Raw genomic sequence first — 18777 nt, 5'->3', positions numbered from 1 at the left:
TCAGGCCGGGCGCGCCGTCAGGCGGATGCCCGGATGACCAGCTCGGGCGCGAAGATCAGCGGCTCGCCGGGGAGCGAGTCCCCGTCGGCGAGCAGGTCGAGCAGCCGCGCTCCGGCCGCGCGCGCCATGGCGACGACGGGCTGCACGACGGTCGTCAGCGGCGGGGTCGTCGACGCGGCGACGCCGAGGTTGTCGTAGCCGACGACCGCGATGTCGCCGGGGATGTCCCGTCCGAGCTCGGTGAGCACGTTGATCGCGCCGGCGGCCATGAGGTCCGAGGCGATGAAGACACCGTCGACGTCCGGGAACTCCGTGATCAGCTGCCGCGCGGCCTCGGCGCCCGACGCGATGGTGAAGTCGCCGTGCACCACGGCGTCCGCCGCGAGGCCCGCGGCGGTGACGGCGGTCCGCCAGCCGGTGAGCCGGTCGATACCCGCGGACATGTCGAGCGGGCCGGCGATGGTCGCGACGCGCCGGCACCCGCGGTCGAGCAGGTGCTGCGTGGCGAGGCGGCCGCCCTCGACGTTGTCGGTGTCGACGTACTGCACGTCGTCCGCTCCGGAGAGCGGGCGGCCGACGAAGACGGTGGGGACGCGCGCCTGGAGCATCGCGCGCTCGAGCGCGTCGTCGCGGTGGTGGGACACGAGGATCGCGCCGTCGACGTGGCCGTTGCGCAGGTAGCGCACCGACCGCTCGTTCTCTCCGGGGCGCGCGATCACGAGGACGACCTGGATGTCCGTGTCGGCGAGCGCGGAGCTCAGGCCGTTGAGCGTGCCGGCGAAGAACGGGTCCGACAGGACGCGCTCGTCGGGCTCGGGGACGACGAGGGCGATCGAGTCGGTCCGCTTCGTGACGAGCGAGCGAGCGGCACGGTTCGGCGAGTAGCCGAGGTCGGCCACGGCGGCCTCGACCGACGCGAGCGCCTCGGGGGAGACGCGCAGCCCACCGTTGATCGCTCGCGACGCCGTCGAGCGCGACACCCCGGCACGGGCCGCCACCTCCTCGAGGGTCGGCGCGGGCGGGCGTGCCACGCCCTGACCGGCGCGGCCGCTGTCCACCACCATGTGGAACGTTCCTTCCTGATGCGCCGGCGGCTGCCGGCGGCCCGGGCGGAGCGGGCGACGGTCCGTGGGATCCGCCGCCCGCTCGCGTCGTGCGCGCGCGGTCAGCCCATGACCGCGCCCCCCATGATTCCGGCGACGAGCTGACGGCCCGCGATGATGAACAGGACGAGCAGCGGGATGATCGAGAGCACGACGCCCGCCATGATCAGCGACAGGTCCTTGAAGTACGTCGCCTGCAGGAGCGAGAGCGCCACTGGCAGGGTCGCGTGCGAGGACCTCAGCACGATCGACGGCCAGAAGAAGTTCGTCCACGACTGGACGAACGTGAACAGCCCGAGCATGGTCGCCGCGGGCCGGGCCGCCGGGAGCGCGATGTTCCAGAACGTGCGGAACATCGACGCGCCGTCGACGCGGGCCGCCTCGATGAGCTCGTACGGCAGGGCCGACTCGAGGTACTGCGTCATCCAGAACACGCCGAACGCTGTCACCAGGCCCGGGACGATGACCGCCTGCAGGGTGTCGATCCAGTGCAGGTTCTTCATCACGAGGAACAGGGGGATGACGCCGAGCTGCGTCGGCACCGCCGTCGTCGCGATGACGAAGATCAGCAGCGGCCCGCGACCGCGGAACCGCAGCTTCGCGAACGCGAAGCCGGCGAGCGTCGAGAACAGCACGACGGACACCGACGTGATCGTCGCGACCACCACCGAGTTCCAGGTCGCACCCCAGAAGTCGACCGAGTCGAAGACGCGCTTGATGTTGTCGAAGAAGTGCCCCTCGGGGATGAGCGAGGGGATCGGGTGCCGCGCGATGTTCTGCGACGTCGAGGACGACAGCAGGAACGTGTAGTACAGCGGGTAGAACGAGACGACGAGAACGGCCGCGAGCAGGACGTAGGTGATCCACCCGGGCCGGCGCGAGCCACCCTCGATGTGACGCTTGCGGGCCGCCGCGCGCGCGGCACCCTTACCGGCCATCTGCTCGATGGCGGGAACGGAGGGCGCGCTCATGCCCGGACCTTCTTCCGCTTGGGGGCCTTCGTTCGCTCGGACGAGATGCGTCTCGTGAACGCGAAGTTGATGAGCCCGATGATCAGGATGACGATGAACAGCAGCCACGCGACCGCTGCCGCGCGCCCGAAGTTCTGGTTCCGCCAGCCGAGCTCCTGGATGTACATCGTGACGGTCATCCACTGGCGGTCCGCGCCGCCGTCGCCGGTCTGGCTGTACAGGCGCGGCTCGTCGAAGATCTGCAGACCGCCGATGGTCGACGTGATGATCACGAAGATCATCGTCGGGCGGACCATCGGGATGGTGACCGAGAAGAACTGCCGCACGCGCGACGCGCCGTCGATGATCGCGGCCTCGTAGAGGTCGCGCGGGATCGCCTGCATCGCGGCGAGGAAGATGAGGGTGTTGTAGCCGGTCCAGCGGAAGTTCACCATCGTCGCGATCGCGATGTGGCTGGGCAGGACGGCCGACCCCCAGCGGACGGGGCCGAGGTTGACCCACGAGAGGACCTCGTTCACCCAGCCGGTCGGGTCGCCGAACAGCTGGCGGAAGATCAGCGCGACGGCGACGGGGGCGACGACGTAGGGCACGAGCACGCCCATGCGCCAGAACGTCCGGGCGCGGAGGTTCGCGTCGAGGATCGCGGCGATGATCAGGGCGATGATGATCTGCGGCACGCTCGACAGCAGGAAGATGCTGATGGTGTTGCGCAGACCCGTCCAGAAGTACTGCTGGGTCAGGACGTGCTTGAAGTTCTCCAGGCCGACCCAGCCGCCCTCGCCGTCGAGGAGCGACCACTGGTGCAGCGCGACCCACGCCGTGTAGAGCAGCGGGAACAGTCCGACGATCGCGAACAGGATGAAGAAGGGGGAGATGTACAGGTAGGGGGAGAGCTTGACGTCGAGACGTCCGAGCTTCTGGGAGAAGCCGACGCGCCGGCGCTGACGCCCTCCCTGGTCGTCGGTGACCGTGTCCGGGACCGACGGGGAGCTGGTGGTTGCCATGGGGGTCCTTCGGACGCTCTGAGGTTTCGACAGACGCTAGTGGTACAGCACGGGGGCCGGGGCGGAAGCCGCCCCGACCCCCGTGCTTGTTGCGAGAGTCGTCAGCTCAGGTTCTTGACGTCGGTCTCGAACTTCTGCCACGAGTTGGCGGCGTTGTCCGTCTTGTCCACGTCCACGCGGGTGTAGGCCTTGCCCAGCGCGTCGTTGATCGGGAAGTAGTGCGCACCGCGGAACGGCTGGTGAGCAACGGCCGCGAACCGGTCGGAGAAGATCTTGCCGGTCGGGGCACCACCGAAGTAGGTGTCGGTCTTCGCCGTGACGGTGGCGTCCGTCGTCGCCGCGACGGCGCTCGGGAAGTTGCCGTACTGGACGAACACCTTGGCCTGCTGCGCCGGGTCGGTCAGCCAGTTCGCGAGGTCCGTGGCCGCCTGGACGTGCTTGCCGTCCTTGGGGACGAGCAGGAACGAGCCACCCCAGTTGGAGGCGCCGCCGGGCAGGACCGGCGCGACGTCCCAGTTCTTCTGGTCAGGCGCGTTGCCGGCGATGATCTGCGTCATCCACGGCGGGCAGAGCTGCGTGGCCCACGCACCCTTGGTGTCGTTCGTGAACGCCTTGGTCCACGGGTCGGTCCACTGGCCGAGGTGCGCCGACTGCTTGAGGACCTTGTCGCTCGTGAGCTGGTCGTAGACGGCCTTCGCCGGGCTGTTGGCGTCGAGCACCGTGATCTTGCCCGAGCTCGGGTCCTCGAACGGGGCCTCGAGCTGGTTGATCATGCCCTGCGACAGCGCGCCGATCGAGTCGAACCACGCCGCACCGGCCTTGCCGGCGGGCGAGTTCATGAACTGCTCGCCCGTGGCGAAGTACTCGTCCCACGAGCCGAGGAGCGCCGCGACCTTGTCACGGTCGGTCGGCAGGCCGGCCTTCTGGAACAGGTCCTTGCGGTAGCAGATGGCCTCGGGGCCCGAGTCCGTGCCGGCGCCGATGAGCTTGCCGCTCGAGTCGGTGGCCTGCTTGGCCTTCCAGTCCGGCCAGCGCGAGGCGCCGATCGAGCCGAGGTCCGCGAAGAAGTCGGAGTGGTCGATGAGCTCGGGCATCCAGTCGACGTCCGCCGCGACGATGTCCTCGGTGACCGTGCCGGTCGAGATCGCCGTCTCGACGTTGGCGCGAGCCGTGTCGGACTTGTCAGCCTTGTCGTCGACGATCGTGACGTTCGGGTGGAGCTTCATGTACTCCGTGTACAGGTCCTTGTAGCCGAACTCGTTGAAGGTCTGGATCTTGAGCGTGACCTTCTCGTCCGGGTTCGCGGTCTTGGTCTCGGAGGACGAGCCGCCGCCGTTGCCCGAGGAGCAGGCCGTGGCGAGGAGGGCGATGCCCGCGACCCCTGCCGCGACCGCCCACGACTTGCGTGTGGTCTTGCGCACTATGACTCCCTTGTCAGTCGGACGGCTGCGTCGCCGTACCTTCCGGGCCTGGTGGACGTCGCGACAACCGGTGCGTCGTCCTGTCCTGGCTGGGTCTTCGGACCCCGCGTGGTAGCGCTCCCGTCCGCAGTGATGCGGGAGCGTTCCCACGCGCTGCGGAGAACTGTCGTCCGGCGCCCAGGACGTGTCAAGGATCTGGGTGTCCGAGATGTCGGTGGTAGCGATCCCACACGGGCATCACTGCAGGTCAGAGCGATATCCGGCCGCCGCCGCGTTATCGAATTGTTACGGCTGCGTGGCGCGTTCGTGAAGCTCTGCGCCGTGCGCCTCGAGCGCTCGGCGGAGCGCTCCGGCGGCCGCCTGCTCGACGGTCGCGCCGAACAACGGCACCGACGCCCGGACGTCGCCGTCGCGCTCGAGCGTGCAGCCCGCCGGACCCGTCGCGCGGAGCGCCGTCCTTCCCGTCACCCGGACGGGTGCACCCGGGAACTCGATGGCGACCGTGCCCTCGCGCGAGCCGTCCGGCGAGGGCGCCTGCCACGACTCGACCTGACGGACCTCGATGCGCGGGCCGACCATGGCCCGCAGGTGCGAGGGGACCGAGTCGCTCGGCAGGGTCAGCCGGGACGTCACCGCGAAGGAGCCGTCGGGCGAGCCGGTGACCTCCGTGGTGTGGGCGACCGCGCCGAGCCGGTCGGCGACGGCCTGCGCGAGGCCGGGGTCGGCGAGCAGGCGGGCGACGCGCTGCGCGTCGGTGGGCAGGTCGAGCGTCTCGTGGACGTGCACGGTGGCCTCCTCGGTGGCGTCGTCGCAGGCTACCCGCGCGGGGCGCCACCTACGCTTGTCGCGTGTCCACGCTCAGCACCCTCGCCGCCCGCCACGCCGAGCTCGACGCGGCCGACCTCGAGTGGCTGCACCTCCTCGTGGGCGACTGGCAGGTGGTCTCCGACCTCGCGTTCGCCGACCTCGTCCTGTGGCTGCCGACGTCCGACGGCGACTTCGTGGCGATCGGTCAGTGCCGGCCCTCGACCGGCGCGACCGTGCACTACGACGACGTCGTCGGCTCGCGGGCGCCGGAGGGGCAGCGGCCGCAGCTGCAGCGCGCGCTCGACGAGCGCCGTCCGCAGCGCTCGCGCGAGCCTCGATGGTTCGGCTCGTACGCGGTACGCGAGGAGGCCGTGCCCGTGGTGCGCAAGGGGCGGCCGATCGCCGTGATCGCGCGGCAGACGAACCTCGGCGGCACGCGCACCCCGAGCCGGCTCGAGCTCAACTACGTCGAGGCCGCCGACGACCTGTTCGTGATGATCGCGAACGGCGAGTTCCCGGCGCCCGACGCACCGACCGGACCGCGCCGCGGCGCCCCCCGCGTCGGCGACGGCCTCGTCCGCCTCAACACCGAGGGCGAGGTGCTGTACGCGAGCCCCAACGCGCTCTCCGGCTTCCACCGGCTCGGTGCGCTCGGCGACCTCGTGGGCCGCTCGCTCGTCGAGGTGACCGCCGACCTGCTCGAGGACACGGTCGACGAGTCGCTGCCGCTCGTGCTCATGGGACGCGCGCCGTGGCGGGCCGACGTCGAGGTGCGCGGCGTCGCGCTCTCGCTGCGCGCGGTGCCGCTGACGGAGGGGGGCCAGCGCATCGGCGCCGTCGTGCTGTGCCGCGACGTCTCCGAGCTCCGGCGGCGCGAGCGCGAGCTCATCACGAAGGACGCGACGATCCGCGAGATCCACCACCGTGTGAAGAACAACCTGCAGACGGTGGCCGCGCTGCTGCGCCTCCAGTCGCGCCGGATGAGCTCGCCGGAGGCGAAGGAAGCGCTCGCCGAGGCGATGCGGCGCGTCGCGACGATCGCCCTCGTGCACGAGACGCTCTCCCAGACGCTCGACGAGGCCGTGCCGTTCGACGACCTGGTCGGGCGCAGCCTGCGGCTCGCGGCGGACGTGGCGACCGCCGGCGCGCACGTGCGGACTGTGGTGCGCGGGACGTTCGGCTCCGTTCCCGCCGAGGACGCGACGGCGCTCGCGCTCGTGCTGACCGAGCTCGTGACGAACGCCGTGGAGCACGGCTTCGACGGCCGCGAGTCCGGGACGGTGGAGATCGTCGTCGAGCGCGAGGGCGACGAGCTGCGCGTCGAGGTCGCCGACGACGGCGCGGGCCTGCCCCCGGACCGGGGGGCCGGCACGGGACTCGGGACGCAGATCGTCTCCACGCTCGTCGCGAACGAGCTGCGCGGCACGATCGACTGGCGGCCGCGCGAGGGGGGCGGGACGTCCGTCGTCATCGAGGCGCGGTTGCGGCCGGCGCGCGACGGCGGCGGCGGGTTCTGACGCGGCCGTCGCGCCGGACGCAGGGCCGCGCTCGGTCGGCGTCCCTGCGTCCGGCGCGGCTCCCGGTTCGGCTGCGGGGCGCCGGCGGTCGCGCACGGGACTCCGGTCGGTGGACGTGCGCCCGGACGCGCCGACGCCCGCCGACCGGGTGGTCGACGGGCGTCGGGACGTCAGTGCAGGTGCGGGTCAGCCGGCGCGGCGCTGGCGGGCGGTGCGGCGCTTGAGCGCCCGGCGCTCGTCCTCGGACAGGGCGCCCCAGACTCCGGCGTCCTGGCCGGTCTCGATGGCCCACTTGAGGCACGTGTCGACGACCTCGCAGCGGCGGCAGACGGCCTTGGCGGCGTCGATCTGCAGCAGGGCCGGGCCGGTGTTGCCGATCGGGAAGAACAGCTCCGGGTCCTCGTCGAGACACGCAGCGCGGTGGCGCCAATCCATGGGAATCTCCTCAGGCGCGCGTCGTGGGGCCGCCCGGGGTCGGGGCGCGCTGGAACGACGCGGATTTGGTGGGGGACGAACTGCTGGTATAAGCCTCACATCACGTGGGTGAGTGCACAAGGGGTTACCGGATCGTTTCGTCCACGTGTCGCCTGAGGTCTTGATCACACCTGTGCCCCGTCTGTGACGGGACGAACGCGCTGGTGGTGCGGACTCTCGGACGAATGTCCAGTTCAGCCGCCTCGAGCGCCCCGGTCCACGGACCGGCCGGGCCGGGCCGTAAGGTCGGCGCGTGCTCTCCCGTCGTCCGGCGCTCGTGGTCGCCGTCTGCGTGCTCGTGCTGCTCGAGGCGGCGCTCTTCGCCGGGCTCGGCGTCGCGTACCTGGTCGACGCGCTGCGTGGCGCCACCGACCTCGTCGGTGCGACCGTCTTCCTCGCGCTGTTCTTCCTGGCGATCGCCGCGCTCCTCGTGCTGTGCGTCCGCGGGCTGTGGCAGGGGCGGCGGTGGGCTCGCTCGCCGGTCGTGACGTGGCAGGTGCTGCTCGTCGTGCTCGCGCTCGCGGCGATGTCGTCCGGGGTGTCGACGGCCGTGAGCGTCGGGATCCTCGTGCTCGCCGGCGCGATCCTGGTCGGCCTGTTCCTGCCCTCCGTGCACGCCGCGACGAGCGGGCGGTCCGCCCCGGCCGGAGAGTCCTGACCTTCGGCGGACGGTCGCCCGCACGCCGCCGGCCCCCACGCGCGTCAGCCCCGGTGGCTCCGGGCTCCCCGCGGACGGGCGCGCACGTCAGCCGTAGACCTGCACGGGGACGACCGCCCGGCCGTCGACCAGTGCCGCTCGGCCGGGCGGGCAGCCGCGCGGGTCGGCGAGCCAGGCGGCGCGTGGGCCGATGAGCTCGGCCGAGGCGCCGTCGTGGGGCGCGAGCACCAGGAGCCGTCGGGCGCGCAGCAGCGACGCGAGGGGTTCCCGGTGCGCGCCGACCACCGCGGCGTGGGCGGTCGTGGCGACGATCAGGCGGCGCCGGCGGGACGCCACGAGCGCGGCGACGGACTCGTGGGTGCGCTCGAGCTCGTCCAGGTCGTCGACCACCAGCAGGGCGTCCGGTCGGGCGGCCAGGAGCGCCGCTGCGCGGTCGGCCGAGGACGTCCGCAGCTCGACCGACGGGCACTGCCGCGTGTCCGCGGCAGCGGGGTGCGGGCGATCACCGGGCGCGAGTCGCACGACCACCACGCCCGCTCGCGCGGCGCCCGCCGCGATCACGTCGAGGGCCGTCGACCGGCCCGAGCCCGGTGGTCCGGCGACGAGTCTCGGCTCGCGGAGGTCGAGCGCGACCTCGGTGGCCGTGTCGCCACCCACACCGACCGCGACCCGGCCGACGGGCTGCGCGGGACCCCGCCCGCTCCGGGCGCGCGGCCGCCGTGCCCGCGCGGGCAGCGGGCGCACGCGGGGCACACCGTCGGACTGGGCCGGCCGTGCCGGCGCGTCGCGCGGGAGCGGATCGGGGAGCGCGAGCTGGCAGAGCGCGGGCGGGCCGCCGTGGAGGTGGACCGCACGACCGGGTCCCCGCAGGCCGGAGGCGAGGTCGCGGGGGACGCCCGCGAGGGCGGCGGCGTCGTCGGGCAGCGCGAGGACGAGCCGCGACCGGAACGCTGCGGCGTGGCGGAGCCCGGAGGGCGTGGCGGCCGTCGCCGCGGCGACTCCGAGCTCGCCGTCGTTCCGGCGCAGGAGGGCGATGAGCCGCGCCGCCGCTGCTCCGCGCGCGAGGTCGGCGAGCTCGTCGAGCAGCACGTCGAGCCCGTCGACCAGCAGAACCGTCGACGCGGTCGTGGCGGCCAGGAGGTCGAGCAGGCGCGCCACGGCGACCGGCTCGTCGGCCGGGAGCACCGAACCGAGCCGCGCCGTCGGGACGACGTCGTGCAGTCTGGCGGCGTCGCGCGGCGCGAGACCGATGGCGTGGACGTCGCTCCCCGCGCGGCCGGCCTGTCCGGCGATCGCGACGAGGGCCGTCGTCCGGCCAGACCCGGGCCCACCGACGACCAGCAGGTGCCCCATCGACGGGTCCCAGCGGACCGCCGCGCGGCGCTGCTCGTCGGGCAGGTCGGCGAGCGCGACGGGCAACCCCGTGCCGGCGGGCACGTCGCCCGGCAGCACGCGTCGCGGAAGCTCCGGCAGCCACGGGGTGGACCTCGTCGGTCGACCGGTCGCGGCGGTGCGAGCCGCCTCGATCCATGGCTGAGCGCCCGGCTCCGGCTCCGGGCGCGGTGGCGTCCACGCGTGGGGAGCGGCCCAGGGTGGCGCGCGCCGGACGCGTGCCTGTGCGTCGGTCGCCGCACGGGCGGTCTGGAACGGCACGAGCGGGCCACCGGCGACGCGCAACAGCGCGCGGCCGGGAAGCGCGGGGTCGATGCGCGCCGCGACCGGGTCGTCGAGGACGTCCGTCGAGTCGGCGGCGTCGGCCACGCGCAGGCAGATGCGCAGGCCGAGGTTGGCGCGGAGGTCCGCAGGCACGGCACCCGCAGGGCGCTGCGTGGCGAGGACGAGGTGGACGCCGAGCGCGCGGCCCTGCGCGGCCAGGCGGGCGAGCGTCGGCATGGCGTCCGGCACGTCGTCCGCGAGCGCGCGCAGCTCGTCGACGACCACGAGCAGGCGCGGAGGTGTGTCCGGGCGGTCGGCGTCGAGGCCCGCGAGGTCCGTCACGCCGCCGCGCGCCAGCAGCGACTCGCGACGGCGGAGCTCGGCCGCGAGCCCGACGAGCACGCGCCGGGCCCGCGCGGCGTCGAGGTCGGTGACGTGGTCGAGCACGTGAGGGAGGCCCGCGACGGGTCCCAGGCCCGCGCCGCCCTTGAAGTCGACGAGGAGAACCGCGAGTCGCTCCGGCGGCTCGGCGAGTGCGTGCGCCAGCACGAGGCTCGCGAGCAACGCGGACTTCCCGGCGCCCGTCGTGCCGGCGACGAGGGCGTGCGGACCGTCGCGGCGCAGGTCGACGGTGACGACGCGGCCGCCCGTGCCGACGCCGAGGGGCACCGGGCGCACGCCCGCCGACCACGAGCGTGCGACGGCCGAGGCGACAGCGGACGGGACGTCCGGCAGGTCGCCGAGCGCCACGCCGGACGGCAGCGAGTCCGCGGCAGCTGTCGCGCGCCGACTCGCGTGGTGCCGCACGGCCGCGAGCCGGCGCGCCTGCGCGTCCGCCCAGGCCCGTGACACGCCCGTGGCCGGCGCGCGTCCGTGGGGTCGACCGGCGCTCGCGGCGGGCGGCGCCTCGGCGTGCACCGCCGAGGTGCACCACGACGGGACGAGGTCGCCCCGAGGAGCGAGCAGCACCAGGAGCTGCTCAGGCGGTGCGGTGGCGCGCCAGGCGGCGACCGTGGGGTCGAGGGGGTCGAGGGGGTCGAGGGGCATGTCGACCACGACGACCGCGGGGCCGTGGGACGGCCCGGGCAGCGCGGCGTCGGGCGGCGTGAGCCACGCGGCCCACGACCACGCGCACGGGTCGTCGGTGCGGATGGCGAGCGTGCTCGCACCGTCGCTGCCGAGCGCGCCGAGGGCGATCGCCCGGGCCGCGGCCCGCGCGTGCTCCCGCGGCCCGACGACCGCGAGGGAGCCCGCGGGGTCCCACGGCGCCGCCACGCGGACGAGCGGTGGCCGTGCACCCCCGGCGTCCCACGGCGCAGGGACGCGAACCCGCGAGGGTCGTGCACCGGTTCGGACCATGGCCGGGTCGGCGGGTGTCGGCGGCGGCGGGAGGGCGGCCGTCCCACGCGGCACGCCGACGGAGGCGTCCGTCGCGGGTGCCCCGGGGGCGCTGTCGCTCGCGCCGGTCGCGGCGGGGGCCGGCGCGCCGTCGGCCGTGCCGCGTGGCAGGCGCGGCAGGGCAGCGGCGTCGTGGACGCCTGTGGGACCCGCCACCCGTCCGCCAGCGCAGTCGAGCTCGAACGCCGCCTGCCCCGCGGCCGCGAGCGCCGTCGCGACGGCGAGCGCCGGCAGGTCCGGCGCGCCCGGCACGTCGCGCGGCCGCCGCCGACGGTGCCCGCGGTCGGCGGGGTCGCGCGGCGACGTCAGCACGCTCGAGAGCGGCATCAGCAGGCCGGTGAGCGCGAGCCACAGCTCGTGCGTCGCGAGCCCGAGCGCGACGGAGCCGGCGAGCGGCACCAGCCAGACGGTCAGGGCGCGGCGCCGCGGTCGCGGTGCGGGCGCTAGCCGCTCGGGCGGCTGTGCAGGAACGCCCTGCGAGGCGCGATGCCACGCCCCGGCATGCGAACCCGCCGTCCCGGCCCGCCCCTGAGCACGCACCCGGCGCCGCGGCCGCCGTCCGTCGGGCCGCCGCAGCACGAATGTGGTGTTCCCCGCGCGCATCGGCCGGTCCGCGCGCCACGGCCGCGACAGCCCGCCGTCGATCCGCACGACGACCACGCGCCCCCGCCGCGCGACCTCGACGACCGGCAGCGCGGGGTCGTCCAGGACCAGCCACGACGGCCCGACCGCTGCTCCCCGGGCGCCGCGCCGCGCCCTGGTGGCCGGCGCTCCCGCCACGCTCGCCGGCCCTCCGGCCGCGGACGGACCGGCGGCGCCACGCGCCGCGCCGGCGCCCCGACGACTGGCGACGACCGCCGCCCCGCGAGGCAGGGGCGCAACGTGCCCCGCGTCCGGCCCGGCGACCACCGCGACGTGTGCCTCGTGCGCCGCGACGAGCAGCGGGTCCGGGCCGCCGTGGCTCGACGTCGGCCGGAGCACCGCCCCGGGCAGCAACGGCGCGACGCCCGCCGGATGGTCGCCTGTCAGCACGCGGTCCCCGACCGCGAGCCGACCGTCTCCGGCCGCCCAGCCGGCCCACCCCGTGAGCCGCGCGAGCAGCGGTCGGAGCACCCCGACGGCGACACCGGCGTCCACGTCCACGTCCGTCGCGTGCAGGCCGGGCCCGCGAGCCGGGTCGGGGTGCAGGGCGCGCATCCGCATGCCCCCACCCTCGGGCTCCGCCGACGGCCCGACGTCGCGACGGCCAGGACCTGGGGACGCGCCCCTGCTCCACAGGGACGCCGGTCGGCTCGGCGGTCCCTCCACCGCCGAGCCGACCGGAGCTCACTCGACGGCGAGCGCCGCCACGGGAGGCGTCCGCACGGCGGACCGCGCGGGGAGCACGGAGGCCAGCAGGCCCGCGACCACGGCGACGAGCACCGCGCTGCCGAGCCGCTGCCACGGCACCGCGAGCGTCAGGTCGCCCGTGTTGCCGAGCACGACCGCGGCGCCCGCCCACCCGTACACCAGACCCAGGGCCACCCCCAGCACGGCCCCGACCCCGGCGATGAGCATCCCTTCGATGCCGAGCGTCCAGCGCAGCCGCCCCCGGGTCAGCCCGATGGCGCGCAGCGTGGCGGACTCACGGCGCCGCTCGAGGACCGACAGCGACAGCGTGTTCGCGACACCGACGAGCGCGATGAGCACCGCGACGGCGAGCAGCCCGACGACGATCGCGAGCAACGTGTCGATGACGTTCGCGTACCGGATCCGGTCGGCCGCGCCGCTGCGGACGTCGAGCGTCACCGAGGGCAGCGCGGACTCGAGCGCATCCTGCACGTCGCTCGGGTCGGCGCCTGCGGCGAGGCGGATCCACAACGCCGTCGTCGCGGCGTCCGGCGCGACCTGCGCGAGCGTGGCGCGGGTCGTGAGGCCGTCGAAGCCACCGAGGCCGGACGGGTGGACCGCGAGCGTGCGGGCCGGCGCGCCGGCAGCGGGCTCGCCGGTGTCGGGGTCCAGCAGGACGACCGGCTGGTCGCCCTCGGTCCCGCCGGCCTGCCGCGGCAGCACGATCGAGCCGTCGGCGAGCTGCCGGGCGATGCTCGCGTCGCGCACGACGTCGCCGACGTCCGCGCCGGCGTCCGCGGGCGCGTACACCCGGACGGTGTTGCCGCCGATGCCGACGTTCGCGCCACGCATCGCGACGACGTCGCGTACCCCGCCCAGCGCGCCGACCACCTGCGCGGCGTCCGCGGGCAGCGGGGTGTCGGACGACGCCGCCACGTCGACCGGGTACTGCTCGTCGAGCTGCTTGTCGGTCGACGCGCGGGCGCTCGCCGCACCCGTCGCCATCATCGCGACGAGCGTCACGCCGATCAGCAGCGCCGTGCTCGTCGCCGCGGTCCGCCGCGGGTTCCGGGCCGTGTTGGCCACCGCGAGGCGGGCGGCCACACCGCTGCGCTGCACCGCGAGGCCGACGAGGGCGACGCACCTCGGCACCCAGTACACGGCGCCGAGCAGCACGCCGACGAACGACGCCGCGCCGGACACCACCCCGAGCGCGAGCGCGAGCAGCGTCGAGCCCGCGAGCGCGTGACCCATCGCGACCGCGCCGAGCAGACCGAGCGCGCCGCCGATCGCGAGCACGGCCGCGAGCCACAGGCGGGTACCGCCCGACCGCAGGGGAGCGACCGGCGCCTCGGCCGGCCGGAGCGCGGCGATCGGCGAGACGCGGGTCGCCGCCTGCGCGGGCACGAGCGACGCGAGCAGCGTCACGACCGTGCCCACGAGCAGCGGGACGAGCACCACCGCGGGCGTCACGTGGACGGTCGTCGGGAGCGGGACGTCGAGCTGCGCGTGCCGCAGCCCGACGAGCGCGCCCTGCGCGAGCGCGACGCCCGTCACGATGCCGACCGCCGACGCTCCGGCGCCCAGCAGGCCGGCCTCGAGCAGCACCGAGGTGCGCAGCTGCGTCCTGCCCGCGCCGACGCACCGCAGGAGCGCGAGCGTCCGGGTCCGCTGCGCGACGAGCACCTGGAACGTGTTCGCGATGACGAGCGCCGCGACGAGCAGCGCGATCGCCGCGAAGCCGAGCACGATCGCGACCAGCACGTGGCCGTCGCCCGTGTTGTTCTCGATCGACTCCGTGGCGGCCGCGTCGCGCGTGAGGACGCGGGTGTCCGCCGACGTCGCGGCGTGGACCGCGGCGCGGATGTCGTCGTCCGACGCGCCGTGCGCACGCATGACGAGGTACGTGCGCGTCTGCTGCGTCAGGCTCGACACCCCACCCCAGCGCACCGCGTCGCCGGGCGTGGCGAGCGCCGCGCCCCCGATCTGGGACCACGCGCCGGCGGGGTCGGACACGATGCCGACCACGCGCGCGCTCGCCTGGTGGGCGGCGTCGGGGTCGGCGCCGGTGCCCCCGGACGGCGCCGGCTTCGCGCCGGACCCGTCCGTCGCGTCGGGCGCCGGCGGCACCTCGACCTTCACGGTGTCGCCGACGCCGACGCGCAGCGCGTTCGCCACCCGGGTGGGCAGCGCGAGCTCGCCTGCGGCCTGCGGCGCGCGGCCCTGCGTGACCTCGAGCGACCCCAGGGCGGCGTCGCTCGGCGTCGCGAGCACGTTGACCCACCGGGTCTCCTGGCCCGCGGTCATGCCGACGCCGACGACGGCGAGCGGGTCGATCGCCTTGATCTCGGCCGTGCCCCGCAGCCGCGCGAGCGCGCCGGCGTCGAGGTCGCCCTTGACGACCAGGTCGGCGTGCCCGTACGACGCGGTGACGGCGTCGTACCCGGTCCGCGTCATGACGCCGCCGGCGAGCAGCGTCGCCGCGAGGAACGCCGTGCCGATCGTGATGGCGATCGCGGCGGCCGTGAGCCGGGTGAGGCTCCGGCGCATCTGGGCGAGCGTGAGGCGCAGCATCAGCCCTCGCCCTCGAGGTCCTCGAACGAGCGCAGCGCGTCGAGCCCGGCGAGCACCGCGTCGGGCGTCGGGTCGACGATCTCGCCCGCGATGCGCCCGTCGGCCAGCAGCACGACGCGGTCCGCGTAGGCCGCGGCGGCCGGGTCGTGCGTCACCATGATGACGGTGCGGCCGAGCTCGCGGACCGAGCGGCGCAGGAAGCTGAGCACCTCGATGCCCGAGCGGCTGTCGAGGTTGCCGGTCGGCTCGTCGGCGAACACCACGTCGGGCTTCGCGATGAGCGCACGCGCGATCGCCACGCGCTGCTGCTGGCCGCCCGACAGCTCCGCGGGGCGGTGCGTCAGCCGGTGGCCGAGGCCGAGGGTCGCGACGAGCGAGTCGAACCACTCGCGGTCGGGTGCGGCACCTGAGAGCTCGAGCGGCAGCAGGATGTTCTGCTCGGCGGTGAACATCGGCAGCAGGTTGAACGACTGGAAGACGAAGCCGACCCGCTCGCGGCGCAGGCGCGTCAGGCCGCGGTCGTCGAGGTGCGTGATGTCCGTGCCGCCGAGGCGGACCAGGCCCGTCGTCGCCTGGTCGAGGCCCGCGAGCAGGTGCATCAGCGTCGACTTGCCCGAGCCCGACGGCCCCATGATCGCGGTGAACGCGCCGGCGGCGAAGTCCACGTCGACGCCGTCGAGGGCGCGCACGGCCGAGCCGCCGCTGCCGTAGACCTTCGTCAGCCCGCGTGCGCTCGACGCGGGGGTGGTCGTCGTGGCCGCGTTGGGTGCGGCCAGGGTCGTGGTGTCCACGTGGGGCTCCTCGGGTTCGTGTCGGACGCCCCGACGCTACGGAGCCGGCCGGGGCGGCCGCGTCGGACCGGGGGCTGGTCCTGGGGGACGACGCGTCATCCCGCAGGACCAGTCAGGCGCCCGGACGGACCAGACCGGTCTCGTACGCGACGACGACGGCCTGCACGCGGTCGCGCGCGCCGAGCTTGGCCAGGATGCGGCCGACGTGCGTCTTGACCGTCGCCTCGGCCACGAACAGGTCCTGGCCGATCTCGGTGTTCGAGCGCCCGCGCGCCATGAGCACGAGCACCTCGCGCTCGCGATCAGTGAGCTCGGCGACCGCCGCGCGGGCCGGGTCGGTGGGCGCGCCCGGCTCGTCCGGGGGCAGCACCTGCACCAGGTGCTCGAGCAGGCGCCGCGTGCTCGACGGCGCGATGACGGCGTCCCCGCGGTGCACGGTCCGGATCGCGGCCAGCATGTCCTCCGGCTCGGCGTCCTTGAGCAGGAACCCGCTCGCGCCGGCGCGGATCGCGGCGAGCACGTACTCGTCGAGGTCGAACGTGGTGAGCACGACGACGCGCGGCGCGTCCGGCCGGGCCGTGACGAGCGCGGTGGCCTCGAGGCCGTCCATGGCGGGCATGCGCACGTCCATGAGCACGACGTCGACGCGGTGGCCCGCGCCGGGGTCGAGGGCCCGCACCGCCTGGGCGCCGTCGCCCGCCTCGAGCACGACCTCGAGGTCCGGCTGCGAGTCGATCACCATGCGGAAGCCCGCGCGCACCAGCTGCTGGTCGTCCACGAGCGCCACGCGGATCGATCGGTCGGTCATGCGTCGTCCTTCGCTGTCGGGGCGAGCGTGCCTGCGATGCTGGTGGGGATGCGTGCGCGCACCCGGAAGCCGCCACCGGGCCGTGGGCCGGCCGCGACGGTGCCGCCGAACATCGCGGCACGCTCGCGCATGCCCAGCAGACCTTGCCCCAGCCCGTCGCTGTCGGCCGCCGCGCCGCGCCCGTCGTCGTCGACGTCGAGCGCGATGGCGTCCGGGCGCCACGCGAGCAGCACGGTGACGCGGGGGGAGGGCCCGGCGTGCTTGAGCACGTTGGTCAGGGCCTCCTGCGCGATGCGGTACACCGTCAGCCCGGTGCCCGGCGGCAGGTGCCGTGGCTCGCCGACCTGCACGAACGAGACGTGCAGCCCGCTCGCGCGGACCTGCTCGACGAGCGCCGCGACGTCGCCCGCGGCGGGCTGCGGCGCGCGCTCGGCGCTCGCACCCTCCGCCGCGACGAGCGGGACGCCGCCGGTCTGCGGCGCGCCCGGCGGCCCGGTGCGCGGCTCGCCCTGCCCGGCGGGTCCGGTCGCGCTCGCGATGGGCCCCAGACGCGTCCCGGGCGAGCCGGGGCCGGCGGCGGGCTCGGTGCGCAGGACCCCGAGCAGGCGGCGCATGTCGGAGAGGGCCGCGCGCCCGGTCTCGGCGATCGTGCCGAGCGCCCGGGTCGCGGCGCCGGGGTCCGCCTCGGCCGCGTACCGGCCGCCGTCGGCCTGCGCGACCATCACGGTCAGCGAGTGCGCCACGATGTCGTGCATCTCGCGGGCGATGCGCGCGCGCTCGGCCGCGGTCGCGATCCGGTGCTGCTGGTCGCGCTCGACCTCCGCGCGCTCGGCGCGGTCGACGAGAGCCTCGATCGTCTCGCGCCGCGCGCGCCGCGCCAGGCCGAACGACCAGACGCCGAGGCACAGCACGCCGAGGAAGACCGCCGTCGCGAGCGCGTCGGTCGCGCGGTACAGCGCGAAGCCGGCCACGCGCAGCGCGAGCAGGCCCGAGCCGGCGAGCGCGCCGAGGATCGCCACCCGGTACGCCCACCGCGGGCCGTGCACCGTGACGGAGTACAGCGCGACGAGCACGGCGAGGTCCGCGAGGGTCGGGACCAGGGTGCCGGCGAGCACCTGCAGCAGCCCGACCGCGTAGACCGCCGCGGCGGACCACACCGGTGCGACGCGCCGCCAGGCGAGCGGCGCGACGAGGGCCGTCGAGAGCAACCAGCCGTGCCCCACGCCCGCCGTGAAGCCGAGCCCGAGCGTGAGCGCGCTCGCGGGCACCAGCACGAGCAGGGCGACGGCCGTGGCCGCGGCGTCGACCGCGAACCGGTGGTCGTCGGCCCACTCCAGCAGGCGCTCCCAGGCGGTCATGCCCCGAGGGTAGGTGCGTGTCGCGCCTCCCGGCGTGCCCCCGGAGACGGACCGCCGCCCCCGTCCCGTCCGCCCCGAGGGCGACCGGGGGCGTCCGGCGGGGCGACCTGCGGGGCGACCGTGACGAACACCCCGGCGTCCGTCGTGCGACGCACCCGGGCAGGGGCTGGCGGACGAGACCGACTCGTGACCTAGCATGGGCGAATGACCCAGGTGCTTCTGGCCGAGGACGATCCCGCGATTGCCGAGCCTTTGGCCCGGGCGCTGGGGCGTGAAGGTTATGACGTGCGCGTGCAAGGAACGGGTAAAGGCGCGATCGACGGCGCCTCCGCCGCGGACCTCGTGGTGCTCGACCTGGGCCTGCCGGACATGGACGGCCTCGACGTCGCGCGCGCGATCCGCAACCAGGGGCTGACGACGCCCGTGCTCGTGCTCACGGCGCGGGCGGACGAGGTCGACCTCGTGGTGGGGCTCGACGCGGGCGCCGACGACTACGTGACCAAGCCGTTCCGCCTCGCGGAGCTGCTCGCCCGGGTCCGGGCGCTCCTGCGGCGCAGCAGCGGCGACACGGGCGACGAGGACGAGCTCCACGCGCAGAACGTGCGCGTCGACGTCGCCGCCCACCGCGCGTTCCAGGGTGAGCGCGAGCTCCACCTCACGGCCAAGGAGTTCGAGCTGCTGCGTGTGCTCGTGGCCGCGGCCGGCACCGTGGTGGCCCGCGAGACGCTGATGCGCGAGGTCTGGGGGAGCGACCCCACCGGCTCGACCAAGACCCTCGACATGCACGTGTCGTGGCTGCGTCGCAAGCTCGGTGACGACGCCGGGGCGCCGCGCTACGTGACCACGGTGCGCGGCATGGGCTTCCGGTTCGAGACGGGCGGCGCGGGCGCGGCCGTCCACGCCTAGGC

Annotated in this window: 14 protein-coding genes; 3 read left to right on the top strand and 11 right to left on the bottom strand. The window is 75.2% G+C overall.

Annotation, left to right across the window (positions count from 1 at the left end; genetic code table 11):
- Positions 1-17 precede the first annotated feature (17 nt).
- From QRT04_RS03905 to QRT04_RS03885, 5 genes are all read right to left on the bottom strand, one after another.
- On the bottom strand, positions 18-1064 hold the full coding sequence (locus QRT04_RS03905) for a LacI family DNA-binding transcriptional regulator (RefSeq protein ID WP_289453654.1): 1047 nt from the start codon (positions 1062-1064) through the stop codon (positions 18-20).
- Between the two features lie 101 nt (positions 1065-1165).
- Positions 1166-2074 (bottom strand): carbohydrate ABC transporter permease, encoded by a 909-nt coding sequence (locus QRT04_RS03900; protein ID WP_289453652.1) that lies wholly within the window; start codon positions 2072-2074, stop codon positions 1166-1168.
- Entirely contained in the window at positions 2071-3078 is a 1008-nt protein-coding gene (locus QRT04_RS03895; protein ID WP_289453650.1) for a carbohydrate ABC transporter permease, read from the bottom strand. Before QRT04_RS03895 ends, QRT04_RS03900 begins: the two co-directional genes overlap by 4 nt.
- Before the next feature lie 101 nt (positions 3079-3179).
- On the bottom strand, positions 3180-4499 hold the full coding sequence (locus tag QRT04_RS03890) for an ABC transporter substrate-binding protein (RefSeq protein WP_289453648.1): 1320 nt from the start codon (positions 4497-4499) through the stop codon (positions 3180-3182).
- Between the two features lie 285 nt (positions 4500-4784).
- The gene (locus tag QRT04_RS03885; RefSeq protein ID WP_289453646.1) at positions 4785-5285 is read right to left on the bottom strand and encodes a DUF2505 domain-containing protein; all 501 of its coding nucleotides are present in this window, start codon (positions 5283-5285) and stop codon (positions 4785-4787) included.
- A gap of 62 nt (positions 5286-5347) precedes the next feature.
- On the opposite strand from QRT04_RS03885, the gene QRT04_RS03880 reads away from it, so the two are divergent.
- On the top strand, positions 5348-6823 hold the full coding sequence (locus tag QRT04_RS03880; RefSeq protein ID WP_289453645.1) for a sensor histidine kinase: 1476 nt from the start codon (positions 5348-5350) through the stop codon (positions 6821-6823).
- Between the two features lie 186 nt (positions 6824-7009).
- Here the strand turns inward: QRT04_RS03880 and QRT04_RS03875 are convergent, their stop codons facing one another.
- Entirely contained in the window at positions 7010-7258 is a 249-nt protein-coding gene (locus QRT04_RS03875; protein WP_289453643.1) for a WhiB family transcriptional regulator, read from the bottom strand.
- A 292-nt stretch (positions 7259-7550) separates the two neighbouring features.
- On the opposite strand from QRT04_RS03875, the gene QRT04_RS03870 reads away from it, so the two are divergent.
- Positions 7551-7955: a hypothetical protein gene (locus tag QRT04_RS03870; RefSeq protein ID WP_289453641.1), complete on the top strand. Its 405-nt coding sequence runs from the start codon at positions 7551-7553 to the stop codon at positions 7953-7955.
- 87 nt (positions 7956-8042) lie between these two features.
- Here the strand turns inward: QRT04_RS03870 and QRT04_RS03865 are convergent, their stop codons facing one another.
- The 5 genes from QRT04_RS03865 to QRT04_RS03845 form a co-directional block, all read right to left on the bottom strand.
- A complete protein-coding gene (locus tag QRT04_RS03865; RefSeq protein ID WP_289453639.1) occupies positions 8043-12212 on the bottom strand; it encodes an FtsK/SpoIIIE domain-containing protein in 4170 nt (1389 codons plus the stop codon).
- 123 nt (positions 12213-12335) lie between these two features.
- On the bottom strand, positions 12336-14912 hold the full coding sequence (locus tag QRT04_RS03860; RefSeq protein WP_289453637.1) for an ABC transporter permease: 2577 nt from the start codon (positions 14910-14912) through the stop codon (positions 12336-12338).
- The gene (locus QRT04_RS03855; RefSeq protein WP_289453635.1) at positions 14912-15703 is read right to left on the bottom strand and encodes an ABC transporter ATP-binding protein; all 792 of its coding nucleotides are present in this window, start codon (positions 15701-15703) and stop codon (positions 14912-14914) included. The genes QRT04_RS03860 and QRT04_RS03855 overlap by 1 nt, the downstream gene beginning before the upstream one ends.
- A 112-nt stretch (positions 15704-15815) precedes the next feature.
- Positions 15816-16511 carry a response regulator gene (locus tag QRT04_RS03850; RefSeq protein ID WP_289453633.1) on the bottom strand — a complete coding sequence of 232 codons (696 nt, stop codon included), beginning with the start codon at positions 16509-16511 and terminating at the stop codon, positions 15816-15818.
- The gene (locus QRT04_RS03845; RefSeq protein ID WP_289453631.1) at positions 16508-17869 is read right to left on the bottom strand and encodes a sensor histidine kinase; all 1362 of its coding nucleotides are present in this window, start codon (positions 17867-17869) and stop codon (positions 16508-16510) included. Before QRT04_RS03845 ends, QRT04_RS03850 begins: the two co-directional genes overlap by 4 nt.
- A gap of 204 nt (positions 17870-18073) precedes the next feature.
- Between QRT04_RS03845 and QRT04_RS03840 the strand changes: the two genes are divergently transcribed.
- Positions 18074-18775 (top strand): response regulator transcription factor, encoded by a 702-nt coding sequence (locus QRT04_RS03840; protein WP_289453629.1) that lies wholly within the window; start codon positions 18074-18076, stop codon positions 18773-18775.
- The last annotated feature ends 2 nt before the right edge of the window (positions 18776-18777 follow it).

The organism is Cellulomonas alba (assembly GCF_030362835.1).
Classification (GTDB): Bacteria; Actinomycetota; Actinomycetes; order Actinomycetales; family Cellulomonadaceae; genus Cellulomonas; species Cellulomonas alba.
The sequence above is the reverse complement of the archived record's forward strand: the minus strand, read 5'-3'. Positions and strand labels throughout refer to the sequence as shown.

Bases quoted from the DNA above. Each gene is read 5' to 3' on its own strand.
- QRT04_RS03905 (WP_289453654.1), bottom strand. From the start codon at position 1,064: ATGGTGGTGGACAGCGGCCGCGCCGGTCAGGGCGTGGCACGCCCGCCC.
- QRT04_RS03900 (WP_289453652.1), bottom strand. From the start codon at position 2,074: ATGAGCGCGCCCTCCGTTCCCGCCATCGAGCAGATGGCCGGTAAGGGT.
- QRT04_RS03895 (WP_289453650.1), bottom strand. From the start codon at position 3,078: ATGGCAACCACCAGCTCCCCGTCGGTCCCGGACACGGTCACCGACGAC.
- QRT04_RS03875 (WP_289453643.1), bottom strand. From the start codon at position 7,258: ATGGATTGGCGCCACCGCGCTGCGTGTCTCGACGAGGACCCGGAGCTG.
- QRT04_RS03865 (WP_289453639.1), bottom strand. From the start codon at position 12,212: ATGCGGATGCGCGCCCTGCACCCCGACCCGGCTCGCGGGCCCGGCCTG.
- QRT04_RS03860 (WP_289453637.1), bottom strand. From the start codon at position 14,912: ATGCTGCGCCTCACGCTCGCCCAGATGCGCCGGAGCCTCACCCGGCTC.
- QRT04_RS03850 (WP_289453633.1), bottom strand. From the start codon at position 16,511: ATGACCGACCGATCGATCCGCGTGGCGCTCGTGGACGACCAGCAGCTG.
- QRT04_RS03845 (WP_289453631.1), bottom strand. From the start codon at position 17,869: ATGACCGCCTGGGAGCGCCTGCTGGAGTGGGCCGACGACCACCGGTTC.
- QRT04_RS03840 (WP_289453629.1), top strand. From the start codon at position 18,074: ATGACCCAGGTGCTTCTGGCCGAGGACGATCCCGCGATTGCCGAGCCT.